The sequence below is a fragment of the Gaetbulibacter sp. M235 genome (assembly GCF_043876835.1).
Lineage (GTDB): Bacteria > Bacteroidota > Bacteroidia > Flavobacteriales > Flavobacteriaceae > Yeosuana.
Map to the genome: position 1 here is coordinate 171,949 of NZ_JBAWJZ010000008.1, position 13,632 is coordinate 185,580.

Genomic DNA, 13,632 nt, shown 5'->3' on the forward strand with positions numbered 1-13,632 from the left:
AAAAATATTAAAAGATGAAAAATTTAAAAATATATATAACCATAAGTGTTTTGCTTATTAGCAGTGGTTTATTTACTGCCTGCGACACTGAGTTTGAAAATCCAAACAATCCAACCGAAGATGTTGTTTTAGGAACAAAAGGAGGTCTGTTTGCATTAGCCACAGGAATAAGACAATATTATTCTGTAACAGCATTGAGACAGATAATTGAAGCACCAGGTATTACAACCAGAGAATTAGGTGTAACCAATACGTTTTTAAATATTAATGAATTGGCCAAAGGTGGTGCAGAATTACCTGCTGAAAGTGGTGGAATCACAAATCCATGGGTAAATCTTTTACGTGCTAAAGGAATGGCAGAATCATTAATTGATGGCGCAAATTCTGTAGAACTTTCAAGTGGTACCAAAAGCGGACTTTTAGCTTATGGAAATTTATTTAAAGCCATGTGTCTTGGTTCTTTAATTGAAATGTTTGAACAAGCGCCAATAAATAATGCTGCAGATGGAGCTGCGGAATTTAGTGATAGGGCAACAGTGCTGGCCAATTGTATTTCACTTTTAGAAGAAGCAAGAGATGTTTTAACATCAACACCTATGTCAGATGAATTTAAATCAACCGTTCTATGGTCAGATATTAATTTGCAAAAAACGGTTAATGCATTTTTATCTAGATATCAATTAATGGCAGGTAATTATCCTGAGTCAATTGCTGCTGCTGACGCAGTATTGAATGATAGTGATGCTACAAGTTCAATGTGGGTTTATGATGCTAACAACCAAAATCCTATTTGGAATAGAACTGTTAATTCAGCCGATTTAAATCCTCAATCAAATTTTGGTTTAGTAGGAGCTTATGTTCCTGAAGCTGGAGATGGTCGTCTAGATTTCTATTTAGGAGCCGATGCTGGTTTTGCAAATGCCGATGCAGGTGGACAAGCTCTAAGTGAGATGCTTGGTTTTTTTGGCACTAGTACAGCATCAATTCCAATATACCTTAATGGAGAAATGATGTTAAACAAAGCAGAAGCTTATGCAAGACAAAGTCAATTAGGTAACGCAGTTATTCAATTAAATTTGGTAAGACAAAAGAATAATGATCCACTTGGTGTTAACGCCAACCTACCTGCTTGGACTGGCGATGAAACAAGTCAAAGTGATATTTTAGAAGAGATTTATAAAAACAGATGTATCGAGTTATTTTTAACAGGTTTGAGATTTGAAGATAGTAAAAGGTTCCATCCTGATTTTGTTGTTCCTACTTCAGCTAATACAACAAATGAAAGAAACAGGAATTATTACCCTTATCCAAGCATAGAGAGAGAGAATAATCCAAATACTCCAACAGATCCATCTATTTAAATATTAAAAACATACATTTTAAGTTAGTTTGTTGTTTAGTTAAGTTATTTAGGGTAACAATTTTGTTACCCTAAATAAAATTAAAAAACCTATAGGCAGCTTAATAAAATTCAATAAGAACCATGAAGGTAAAAACAGGTTTAGATGTATTGATAAATGATAAAGAAATTCAAAAAACATTTAAAGGCAATGTCGCGTTGCTTTGTCATAATGCATCCATTGATTCAACATATACGCATACCGCATTAAAATTTAAAGAACTATTTGGCGAAAGATTCGTGAAATTATTCGGACCTCAGCATGGATTTTCTACAGATGCTCAAGATAATATGATAGAGACCGATCATTTTATCCATCCGTATTTTAAAATGCCTGTGTATTCTTTGTATTCTGAAACCCGCATTCCTACCGATGAGATGCTTGAAGGAATAGATCATTTATTTGTTGATTTGCAAGATGTTGGTTGCAGAATGTACACATACATTTATACCCTTACACTTTTGCTAGAAAAATGTAGTTCTAAAGATATTCAGATCGTTGTGTTAGATCGCCCAAACCCATTAAATGGCATTGATATTGAAGGCAATGTGCTAGATTTAGAATTTGAATCGTTTATTGGAAGACATGCAATTCCTGTTCGCCATGCTATGACAATTGGAGAAGTTGCCCTAATGCACCAAAAACTTTGGGCAAAGGATAAAGCCAATTTAAAAGTTATAAAAATGCTTCATTGGGATAGGAACATGTATTATGAAGACACTAAATTACCTTGGTTATTACCTTCACCTAACCTGGCAAGAATTGAAAGTTCATATACCTTTCCTGCAACCGTTTTATTTGAAGGAACTATTTTAAGTGAAGGAAGAGGAACCACACAATCTTTAGAAATTGTAGGACATCCAAAAGTAGAGCCGTTTTCATTTTATGAAAAGCATTTGTTGGATGCGGTGAAGAAATCAAAATTAGAAGGTTTTAAGTTCAGACCAATTACTTTTCTTCCAACGTTTCAAAAGCAAGCAAATAAAGTGTGTGGTGGCATCCAAATTCATGTTACAGATAAATCAACTTACAAACCTTGGCGCGTGGGTCAATTGTTAATGCGAGAACTGTATCATTATTTAGGTGAAGATTTTCAATGGAAAAAACCGCCTTATGAATATAATTATACCCAGCAACCCATTGATATTATTAATGGAACTGATAAGTTAAGGCATTGGGTAGAAAATAATGATCATGTTGAAATGTTGGATACTTTTGAAAATTTAAACGACTATAAATTACATTTTAATGAAATAAAGATATATTAGAAGCAAATTAAACCAAAATCCGCAGTGTATTTGGTAAATATAATTGCATAAAACAAACAATATAAATGGGCGCAACTCTTATTTTAATAATCATAGCATCTTATTTTGGGATATTATTACTGATATCTCATTTCGTTTCCAAAAATACAAGTGATGAATCTTTTTACACTGGTGACCGAAAATCACCATGGCAAGTTGTTGCTTTTGGAATGATTGGCGCTGTATTATCTGGCGTTACATTTGTATCGATTCCTGGAATGGTGGGAACTAATTATTTTTACTATTTGCAATTTGTTTTTGGAAACGTGGTAGGTTACATTTTTATAACCTACGTTTTGGTTCCCATTTATTACGACTTAAAATTAGTTTCAATATATACTTATTTAGAATCGCGGTTTGGAATTAAATCTTACAAAACCGGGTCGTTGTTTTTTTTAATTTCTCAGTCATTTGGGGCAGCACTTAGGTTGATGCTCGCAGCAAAAATTTTGCAATATGCAGTATTCGATGCCTTTCATATCCCGTTTTTTGTAACAGTAATCGGGATACTGGCCCTTATTTGGTTGTACACTCATAAGTCAGGTATTAAAACCATTGTTTGGACAGATACACTTCAAACATTTTTCTTGTTAATGGCTGTAGCTATAACTATTTATGTTGTTAAAGACTCCTTAGGTTTAAGTCTTTCTGAAACTTTTTCATCGGTTGTTAAACACGACTATTTTAAGGTTTTTGATTGGGATTTTAATTCTGGAAACAATTTTTTCAAACAATTTATTTCTGGTGTTTTAATAGCTATTGCAATGATTGGTTTGGATCAAAACATGATGCAAAAAACATTAACCTGCAAAAACAGAAAGGAAGCACAGCGAAACATCTTAACATTCAGTTTAATTTTAGCAGTTACTCAATTTCTGTTTTTAGGTTTAGGCGTTATGTTATATATGTATGCTGAAAAATTTGGTATTCAATTAGAAGTTGAAAATGGAAAATTTATTAACACAGACACCTTATTCCCAATGTTGTCTTTAAACCATTTTGGAACCCTAGCAAGCATCAGTTTTATTTTAGGAATTACTGCCGCTTCTTTTTCAAGTGCAGATTCTGCATTAACAGCCTTAACAACATCTTTTACACATGATTTCTTAGATATTCAACATAAGAATTCAAAAGAAAAGGAAAAATTAAAAAACCGCGTTTTATTCGGTTTTTCAATAGTGATTTTTACAATTATTATGCTGTTTTCGCATAGTAAAGGTAATGTGATATCCATGATTTTTAAAGTAGCTGGATATACTTACGGGCCATTATTAGGGCTTTATTTATTTGGAATTTTTACTAAAATAAAAATTAAAGATGCAGCAGTTCCTTTCATATGTATAGTAATGCCAATACTAACCTATCTTTTAAATTATTACTTTGTTATCTGGTTTAATTTTGATTTTGGTTTTATGAATATTTTCGTTAATGCGTTATTGACTGTTATATGTCTGATTCTTTTTAAAAACAGCAAGACAATAAGTTTAGATAAAACAATATAGCAATCTTAAAAACTTAAAAGATGAAAACTAAAAGAAACAGGGTTCGCTCATTACTGGTTTGCTGTATAGCTTTTTATTGTTTTTTAGGTTGTAAGCAAGATGTTTTAGAAAAAAATATAACCATTGAAAACGGGAAAATAGAATTAAGTTTTAGTAAAGACACAGGAGCTTTTATTGAGTTTAAAAATTTAGAAAATACTTTTGATTTTCTTGATTTAAACAGTACTGTAGGAGCACTTTGGGAAATTGATTTACTTCAACAATCTGGAATCAAAACAGTTGATATGACAACTGCTTCAAAGTTTCATTTTATAAAAAAAGATCTTCATACTTTAGTTTTAATTTGGGATGATTTTTCAGATGTTGATATGAAAGATTTTAAAATTTCTGCTACTATCTCACTTGAAAAAAACAAACCTTTATCGTCATGGGAAATATCTGTTGAAGGCACTAAAGGACAACAAATAAGTAAAGTAGTATTTCCTAAAATTAATGGGATAAAAGATTTGGGAGATGAAAATTTAGCAGCGCCATATTGGATGGGTGTAAAAATGGAAAGCCCTAGAAACCACCTTTCTAAAATAGAAGACAAGGAAAAAAAGTACCAATGGGAATATCCTGGAAGAATGTCTTTGCAATGTATCGCTTTATATAATAATTCAAAGAAATTTGGATTGTACACAGCTTGCAACGATTCTTTAGCCTACAAAAAAGATTTCTCTTATACGCTTGATAGTTTAAATAACTTAACCTATCAAATGATTAACTATCCTTCTGTAGATGCAGAGGTAAATAGTTATGCTCCAACATATAAAGCCATTATTGGGTCTTTTAAAGGCGATTGGATAAGCGCAGCAGAACAATACAGAGAATGGGGATCGAAACAGCAGTGGGTTGCAGACAGCAGATTTAAAAAAGAGTTAACTCCAAAAGGCTTAGAAAATACAGCTTTGTGGGAATGGAATAGAGGAAAATCTAGTAATGTTTTGGTTCCTGCAAAAGATTTAGAAAAAAAATTAAAGCTACCGGTTAATGTATTTTGGCATTGGTGGCATGGGTGTTCTTATGACGATGGTTTTCCAGAATATTTCCCACCAAGAGAAGGAAGTGAATCATTTATACAAGCAATGAAATCGGCACAAGAAGAAGATGTCAAAGCGATTGTTTATATGAACCAAATGCAATGGGGAACCAATACAGAAAGTTGGGAAAAGGAACATGCTGAAAAATATGCTGTAAAAGATATCAATGGAAATTTAAACACGCATACCTATAATATTTTCACAAATAAATCTTTAACCACCATGTGTATGGGAACGCAGTTTTGGAAAGATAAATATGCCTCATTGTGTGACACAGCTGTAAATACCTATCAAACTAATGGTGTTTATATGGATCAGGCATGTTTTAGCTTTTTATGTTATGACAAAACTCATGGTCATAAAATTGGTGGTGGAAATTATTGGCTAGAAAATTTTGGGAAACTAACTGAACAGATTCGTTCAAAATTTCCTAAAAATAAAGAAGTGTTTTTGGCTGGAGAAGGCGTTAACGAAGCGTGGCTACCATATTTAGATGCATTTTTAACCTTACAGGTTAGCATGGAACGGTATGCAGGCGATAATGGCTGGGAACCTATTCCTTTCTTTCAGGTGGTGTACCATCAATATGCCATTACTTATGGAAACTATTCGTCTTTAATTGTGCCTCCTTATGATGAACTTTGGCCTAAAGAATATGCACCAAAAGAACCATTGGCTCTTTTAGACAAAAGTTTTAGTAAGCAGTTTATGATGGAACAAGCCAGATCTTTTGTTTGGGGTTTACAACCAACAATTTCTAATTATCAAAGCTTTTTGTCTTCAGAAAGGAAGGAAGAAATGGATTATTTATTAAATCTGGCTAGAGTAAGATATAATGGATTAAAGTATTTGTTACGTGGCAAATTTTTAAGATCGCCAGTTATAGAAGTGCCTGATGAAGAATTACAGATGTCTAGACTATCAATCTATGCAGGCAAAACAGGACAATCTATTAGAACGTTTCAAAAAAACAACCCTTTAATTTATACTGGAGCATGGAAATCTGATGACAAGCAGGTAGGAATAGCTTTAGCAAGTATTAGCGATAATCCATATCCTGTAAACTTTAGCATTAATTCTGATGATTATGAACTTCCTTCTTCAGGAAAGATTAATATTATTGATGCCGATGGAGTAAAATTTATAACTACTTATACAAACAGTAAAATCAATATTGATTTTATACTTCAACCTAAACAGATTTGTATTATTGAAATAGAGAATGGTAAATGAATATTAAAGAAATGAAAAACAAACTAACAACTGAACAAGCGTCCGATTACAATGATTTGGAAAAAATGAGCACAGTAGAGTTGCTCTCCAATATGAATGCTGAAGATAAAACGGTTCCTTATGCCATTGAAAAAGCAATACCTTCTATTGAAAAATTGGTAGATGTAATTTTTGAAAAAATGAGCAATGGAGGTAGATTATTCTATATAGGTGCAGGAACTAGTGGAAGATTAGGAGTGCTAGATGCTTCAGAATGCCCACCAACATATGGAGTTGCAGATGACTGGGTAATTGGCTTAATAGCAGGTGGCGATTCTGCACTAAGAAAAGCGGTAGAAAATGCTGAAGATGATACAACACTAGCATGGAAAGATCTGCAAAAATTTAATATTAATGAAGATGATGTTCTTATAGGCATTGCAGCATCTGGCACTACACCATATGTTATAGGCGGTGTTAAAAAAGCTAAGGAAAACAATATTGTTACCGGATGCATTACTTGTAATGGAGCATCTCCTTTATCATTAGAGGTTGATTACCCTATTGAATTAATAGTGGGTCCCGAATTTGTTACTGGAAGCACAAGAATGAAAGCGGGCACAGCTCAAAAACTAGCTCTGAATATGATTTCAACAACTGTCATGATAAAATTGGGCAGAGTAAGAGGAAACAAAATGATAGACATGCAGCTTTCGAACAAAAAACTTGTAAACAGAGGCGTAAGAATGATTATGCATGAAATAAATGTTGATGAAGCAACTGCAAGTAGTTTATTGCTTGAACATAAAAGTGTTAGAAATGCAATTGACGCATATAATTTAATGAAATAATGAAGAAAATTTTAGGCATACTTTTTTTATCAATCCTTTTATTTGGATTCTATCCTCATAATCAGAATATACATTTTAATAACAAAGACAAAAAATCTAAATGGGTTGACAGTATTTATAATAACATGACCATTCAGGAAAAAGTTGGGCAATTGTTTATGGTGGCTGCTTATTCAAACAGAAATGATGCGCATGTAGATTCTATTCAAAAGCTCATCAAAGATTTTAATATAGGGGGTTTGATATTTTTTCAAGGAGGACCAGTACGTCAAGCTAAACTTACAAACAAATATCAAGCTATGGCTAAAGTACCTTTATTAATTGGAATAGATGGCGAATGGGGTTTGAATATGAGGTTAGATAGTACAGTAAGATTTCCTTATAACATGACACTTGGAGCTGTTAAAAACGATGATTTAATAAAACGGATTGGAACACAGATAGGGAAGCATTGTAAACAATTAGGGATTCATTTAAACTTTGCTCCAGTAGTTGATATCAATACAAACTCTAAAAATCCAATCATTGGAGTGCGTTCATATGGTGAAGATAAATATAACGTAACCAAAAAAGCCATTGCTTTTACTGAAGGCATGCAAGGAGAAGGTATTATGGCTTGCGCAAAACATTTTCCTGGTCATGGAGATACCGATAAAGATTCCCACAAAACATTGCCAACAGTTTCATTTTCAAAAGAAAGAATTGATAATGTGGAATTATATCCATATAAAGAGCTGTTTAAAAAAGAAATCGCTGGAGTTATGGTTGCCCATTTAAACGTTCCAAGTCTAGAATCTACAGAGGGCTTACCGTCTTCATTATCATATAATATTGTTTCAAATATTTTGAAAGAACAACTTCAGTTTAAAGGTTTGATTTTTACCGATGCTTTAAACATGAAAGGAGCAGCAAATTATAAAGAACCAGGAGATATAGATTTGGCAGCATTTATGGCTGGAAATGATGTATTGCTGTTTACTGAAAATGCTCCAAAAGCAATCTCAAAAATCATAGAAGCCTATAATAATAAGGAAATAACAGAAGAACGATTGTCACATTCGGTAAAAAAGATGCTTGCTGCAAAATTTGATGTTGATTTAAATCATTTTAAACCAATAGACACAAAACAACTTGTAGCCGATTTGAATGACGAAATAAGCAATCTTTTAAAACAAGAAGTGTTTAGCAATGCTATTACAGTTGTAAAAAATCACCGCAATACTTTATCCATAAAAAAGCTAAGAAAAGAAAAAATAGCATATGTAAAATTAGGTGATGGGCTTTCTGATACGTTTTTTAACACATTAAAAGCTGAAATTAATATTGATAATATCTCTGGTCTTCCTCATAAAGAATTATTACAAAAACTTAAAGATTATGATAAAGTAATTATTGGTTACCACCGTTTAAATTATAGACTTACTAAAGATATTTCTGATGAAGATAGAGCGATGATTGAAATTATTTCTAAAAAAAATAAAGTCATTTTAAACGTGTTTGCTAGTCAGTATTGTTTAGAAAAGGTGTCGTTTAAAAAAATTAAGAGTGTTATAGTTTCTTATGAAAATTCAGAAGAGGCTCAAAAAATATCAGCACAAATTATGTTGAGCAAAAAAGAAGCAATAGGCAAATTACCTGCTTCAATAAACAGTAAGTACCATGGTAATTATGGAATTTAATCTAAACAACATCTTTAAACTAAATTTTAGAATGCTAAACTTTAAAGTTTTATTTGTGTTCGTTTTTCTTTTATCTCAAGTTCTTTTATCTCAGGAAGTAATTAAAAAAGGAGCGCACGAATTACAAAAAGAAGAGTTTGGTAAACTAGAAAATGTTCACAAAGAGTCAAACACCAATAAACAAGAAATCATCTCTTTAAACCAAGGTCAAGCAAATACTTTAAATAAAATGGTGTTTGGATTTTTACCTTATTGGGAACAAAGCAGTAATGCACATAGTAACCTACAGTACAACTTACTCTCTCATTTAGCCTGTTTTGATTTTTTAGTTCAACTCGACGCTTCCATAGATACGCCATCAGGATGGCCTTGGGTTACAGAAATAAATGCTGCACATGCAGCAGGAACTAAAGTAATCATGACTGTTGTTAATTTTGGAGGCACAGATGGAGCAGATGCAGTTGCTTGGGAATTGTTTACTAACACAGCTAAAAGAGATATTTTCTTTGCTAACGTAAAAAGCAGAATTCAAACCGATAATTTAGATGGTGTTAATATAGATTTTGAAGGGCTTACAAGTGCACATAGAGGGGCTGAATTAAACACTTTTATGGCGGCTTTAACTACATATATTCATACTGAATTGCCTGGTAAAGAAGTTTCTTTTGATGGACCGGCTGTTAATTGGGGTGGTTGGTTAATAGATGGTTTAGTAAACAGTGTAGATTATTTAATTGTTATGGCTTATGATTATGTTGGTGCAAATGATGCGTTTTCTGGTCCAGTTTCTCCTTTAACTCATCACACACCTACAAAACGTTTCGTTACAAGAACTATAGAAACAGGCACTTATGCTGAGCCAACTGCAAATAAACCAGAGAAGTTAATTTTAGCAGTGCCTTATTATGGACAACATTGGAAAACAACAACAAATGCTTCAGAGTCAGTAACAACTGCTTATGTTGGTTCAACCAGATTTAAAAATACGATAACAGAAGCTGAAACTTATGGCGGTTTTATCTGGAATTCAGATTTTCAATATCCTTGGTATACATGGAATGATGGAGCCAATTGGCATCAAGTATGGACAGATAATGAGTTAAGTATCTCGAAAAAATTTGATTTGGCTATAGCCGATAATTTAGGAGGAGTTGGTATGTGGGCTTTGAACTATGATGGCAACCGTCCGGAACTTTGGGATTTAATAAACACAAAATTTGGTGCAACAGCATCATTAAGTGATGTTAATATTAAAGGGAATATTAAAGTCTATCCAAATCCAACCAGCAGCATGGTTACATTATTAAATAATGGTAATTTGAAATTGGCTCAAGTAGAACTTTTTAATGTTTTAGGGCAGTCAATTATGAAAATTAATCCGGAAAGCAAATCTATTGATTTAAGTTATTTAGGTAATGGAATGTATTTTTTGAATATTGAAAATGAAGAAGGAGTTAAAGGAACATTTAAAATTTTAAAATCAAACTGAGTTTTTGGGATTAATGAGAAAAGATGATACGGATTCAATAACATTATGAAAGTTGAAATGACACAGGCTTTAAAAAGTTTATCAAGCAATATAGAAGGAGAGGTTTTTTATGATTTGCTCCATAAAAGCATTTATGCTACAGACGCATCAGTTTATAGAAAAATCCCTTTAGGAGTTGCTTATCCTAAAAACAATGAGGATTTAAAAACACTCATTCGGTTTGCCCAAGAGCATAAAATATCGCTCATTCCTAGAACCGCAGGAACTTCTTTAGCAGGACAATGTGTAGGTGATGGCTTGGTGGTAGATGTTTCAAAATATTTTACTAAAATCTTAAATTTTAACGAACAAGATAAAACCATTACGGTTCAGCCTGGAATTATTAGAGATCAACTTAACAATTACTTAAAACCTTACGGTTTGTTTTTTGCTCCAAATACTTCTACAAGTAATAGGTGTATGATTGGTGGTATGGTTGGTAACAATTCATCAGGAACTACATCAATTAAATTTGGAGTAACTCGCGACAAAGTCTTACAATTAAAAACTATTTTAAGTGATGGTTCTGAGGCAGTATTTAACGAAGTATCTACTTCAGAATTCAACCAAAAAAGACAAGAAAACTCATTAGAAGGCAAAATTTATAACACTGTTTACAATGAGTTATCAAACCAAGAAATTCAACAAGAAATAATAAAAGAGTTTCCAAGAAAAAGCATTCACCGTAGAAACAATGGGTATCCCATAGATGAATTATTAAATTATGAAGCATTTGGAGGTTCAAATAAAACCATCAATTTAGCAACGCTTTTAACAGGAAGCGAAGGTACTCTGGCTTTTACAACCGAAATAACCTTACAGCTAGATACACTGCCACCTCCAAAAAACATTATGGTTGCTGCACATTTTAGCAGCATCCAAGAAAGTATGGAAGCTGTTGTTGTTGCCATGCGCCATAATTTATTTACCTGCGAACTGATGGATAAAACCATTTTAGATTGCACTAAAAATAATAGAGAGCAATTAAAAAACAGGTTCTTTGTTGAAGGCGATCCAAAATCTATTTTAATGCTCGAAATATGCACTCAAGATGATAATGAATCTGATGGGTTGGCAAATGCATTGATTGCTGATTTACAAAAAAACAAGCTTGGATATGCATATCCTAAATTAACAGGTAGTGAAATTGATCAAGCTGTAGAACTTCGAAAAGCTGGTTTAGGATTATTAGGAAATATTGTAGGTGATAATAAGGCCGTTGCATGTATTGAAGATACAGCAGTTGAGTTGAAGGATTTACCTAATTACATTTCAGAGTTTTCAAAAATGATGGAAGATTTTGGTCAAGAAGCTGTGTATTATGCTCATGCTGGTGCTGGGGAATTACATCTAAGGCCTATTTTAAATTTAAAGAAACAAGCCGATGTTGTGTTGTTTAGAGAAATAACAACTAAAACGGCTGAACTGGTTAAAAAATATGGTGGTTCCTTTAGTGGAGAACATGGAGATGGCATTGTAAGAGCAGAATTTATTCCAAAAATGATTGGAGAAAAAAATTACGCACTTATTAAACGAATAAAAAACACGTTCGATCCTAATAATATTTTCAATAAAGGCAAAATTGTAGATGCTTTTCCTATGGACAAAAGCCTAAGGTACGAAGTTGATAGAAATGAGCCCAAAATTGAAACCATTCAAGATTTTTCAGATAGTTTAGGAATCCTTAGAGCTACCGAAAAATGTAACGGTTCTGGAGATTGTAGAAAACTTCCAGAAGCAGGAGGAACAATGTGTCCGAGCTATAGAGCAACCAGAAACGAAAAAGACACTACACGAGCAAGAGCAAATGCGTTAAGGGAGTTTTTAACAAATTCAGAAGAGAAAAATAAATTTAATCACAAAGAACTGTATGATGTTTTTGATTTGTGTTTAAGTTGTAAAGCTTGTGCTAGCGAATGTCCAAGTAATGTGGATATAGCATCTTTAAAAGCAGAATTTTTGCATCAATACTATAAAGCAAAAGGCATCCCTTTTAGAACAAAAATCTTCGCAAATAATGTTAAACTAAATAAGCTGGGAAGTATTCTTCCGTTTGTAACTAACGCAGTTTTAAACACAAAAATCACTAAAAAAGTTTTAGGTATTGCTGTTGAAAGAAGCATCCCTAGACTAGCAGATAAAACTTTTTATAATTGGTACAAGCAAAACGAAACAAGGCTGCTTAGTAAATCAATAACAAATGGAGAGATTTTTCTGTTTATGGATGAATTTACAAACTATTACGATGTTAATATTGGCATAGATTGTATAGAACTTTTAACAGATTTAGGATACAAAGTAAATATAACAAACCACGAAGAAAGTGGCAGAAGTTTTATTTCAAAAGGTGTTTTAGATGAAGCAAAAAAAATAACTGATTTTAATGTGAACTTTTTCAAGGATAAAATTTCAAACAAAACGCCTTTAGTAGGTATCGAGCCTTCTGCAATTTTAACTTTTAGAGATGAATATTTAAGATTAGCTGATGATAAAAAATCTGCCAATGACATAGCGAAAAACACGTTTACTATTGAAGAATTCATAAAGCAAGAGTTTGATAAAAAAAACATAGTTCCAGAGAGTTTTACTGCAGAAAACCAAGTACTAAAAATACATGGTCATTGTCAGCAAAAATCATTAAGCAACATGGAACCAACATTTAAAATGTTATCCATTCCAAAAAATTATAAAGTAACCATAATCAATTCGGGTTGCTGTGGAATGGCTGGGTCTTTCGGATACGAAAAAGAGCATTATAAAATCAGTATGCAAGTTGGTGAAGACACACTGTTTCCAAAAATAAGAAATGCTAATGAGGACGTTATAATTGTAGCAGCAGGAACTAGTTGCAGACACCAAATTAAAGATGGGACACAAAAAAATTCAAAACATCCAATAAGCGTATTACGAGAAGCGCTTTTATAAAAAAAAGATAAACTAAGACAAAAAAATATAATTATGTTAAAGAGCAGTATAGACAGAGCGACAGGATTCGAGAAGAGGTTTGAGAACATAGGAACCGTGGTTTATGAGAACTCTGGGGCGGCATCAAAGGATGTTGCCAATGAAAT

The 13,632-nt window shown here is 32.7% G+C and carries 8 protein-coding genes; all 8 read left to right on the forward strand.

Annotated features, from left to right (window positions below; translation table 11 throughout):
* The first annotated feature begins 14 nt into the window (after positions 1 to 14).
* The 8 genes from V8G69_RS13545 to V8G69_RS13580 all read left to right on the forward strand — a co-directional run bounded on the left by V8G69_RS13545 (position 15) and on the right by V8G69_RS13580 (position 13,486).
* Positions 15 to 1,361, forward strand: coding sequence for a RagB/SusD family nutrient uptake outer membrane protein (locus V8G69_RS13545; RefSeq protein ID WP_394882572.1), 1,347 nt, complete (start codon positions 15 to 17; stop codon positions 1,359 to 1,361).
* Positions 1,362 to 1,483: 122 nt separating this feature from the next.
* Complete coding sequence (locus tag V8G69_RS13550) at positions 1,484 to 2,668, forward strand: exo-beta-N-acetylmuramidase NamZ domain-containing protein (protein WP_394882573.1); 1,185 nt, start codon at positions 1,484 to 1,486, stop codon at positions 2,666 to 2,668.
* A 65-nt stretch (positions 2,669 to 2,733) separates the two neighbouring features.
* Positions 2,734 to 4,209, forward strand: a complete 1,476-nt coding sequence (locus tag V8G69_RS13555; RefSeq protein ID WP_394882574.1) for a sodium:solute symporter — start codon at positions 2,734 to 2,736, stop codon at positions 4,207 to 4,209.
* A gap of 20 nt (positions 4,210 to 4,229) precedes the next feature.
* Complete coding sequence (locus V8G69_RS13560) at positions 4,230 to 6,524, forward strand: DUF6259 domain-containing protein (RefSeq protein ID WP_394882575.1); 2,295 nt, start codon at positions 4,230 to 4,232, stop codon at positions 6,522 to 6,524.
* Positions 6,521 to 7,354 carry an N-acetylmuramic acid 6-phosphate etherase gene (gene murQ / locus V8G69_RS13565; RefSeq protein WP_394882576.1) on the forward strand — a complete coding sequence of 278 codons (834 nt, stop codon included), beginning with the start codon at positions 6,521 to 6,523 and terminating at the stop codon, positions 7,352 to 7,354. The genes V8G69_RS13560 and murQ overlap by 4 nt, the downstream gene beginning before the upstream one ends.
* Positions 7,354 to 9,033 carry a glycoside hydrolase family 3 protein gene (locus V8G69_RS13570; protein WP_394882577.1) on the forward strand — a complete coding sequence of 560 codons (1,680 nt, stop codon included), beginning with the start codon at positions 7,354 to 7,356 and terminating at the stop codon, positions 9,031 to 9,033. Before murQ ends, V8G69_RS13570 begins: the two co-directional genes overlap by 1 nt.
* 31 nt (positions 9,034 to 9,064) lie before the next feature.
* Positions 9,065 to 10,522 (forward strand): glycosyl hydrolase family 18 protein, encoded by a 1,458-nt coding sequence (locus V8G69_RS13575; protein WP_394882578.1) that lies wholly within the window; start codon positions 9,065 to 9,067, stop codon positions 10,520 to 10,522.
* 45 nt (positions 10,523 to 10,567) lie between these two features.
* The gene (locus tag V8G69_RS13580; protein ID WP_394882579.1) at positions 10,568 to 13,486 is read left to right on the forward strand and encodes an FAD-binding and (Fe-S)-binding domain-containing protein; all 2,919 of its coding nucleotides are present in this window, start codon (positions 10,568 to 10,570) and stop codon (positions 13,484 to 13,486) included.
* Positions 13,487 to 13,632 lie beyond the last annotated feature (146 nt).

What these genes read in the sequence shown, in the direction of transcription:
- V8G69_RS13545 (WP_394882572.1), top strand. Translation starts at nt 15, where the DNA reads ATGAAAAATTTAAAAATATATATAACCATAAGTGTTTTGCTTATTAGC.
- V8G69_RS13555 (WP_394882574.1), top strand. Translation starts at nt 2,734, where the DNA reads ATGGGCGCAACTCTTATTTTAATAATCATAGCATCTTATTTTGGGATA.
- murQ (WP_394882576.1), top strand. Translation starts at nt 6,521, where the DNA reads ATGAATATTAAAGAAATGAAAAACAAACTAACAACTGAACAAGCGTCC.
- V8G69_RS13560 (WP_394882575.1), top strand. Translation starts at nt 4,230, where the DNA reads ATGAAAACTAAAAGAAACAGGGTTCGCTCATTACTGGTTTGCTGTATA.
- V8G69_RS13580 (WP_394882579.1), top strand. Translation starts at nt 10,568, where the DNA reads ATGAAAGTTGAAATGACACAGGCTTTAAAAAGTTTATCAAGCAATATA.
- V8G69_RS13575 (WP_394882578.1), top strand. Translation starts at nt 9,065, where the DNA reads ATGCTAAACTTTAAAGTTTTATTTGTGTTCGTTTTTCTTTTATCTCAA.
- V8G69_RS13570 (WP_394882577.1), top strand. Translation starts at nt 7,354, where the DNA reads ATGAAGAAAATTTTAGGCATACTTTTTTTATCAATCCTTTTATTTGGA.
- V8G69_RS13550 (WP_394882573.1), top strand. Translation starts at nt 1,484, where the DNA reads ATGAAGGTAAAAACAGGTTTAGATGTATTGATAAATGATAAAGAAATT.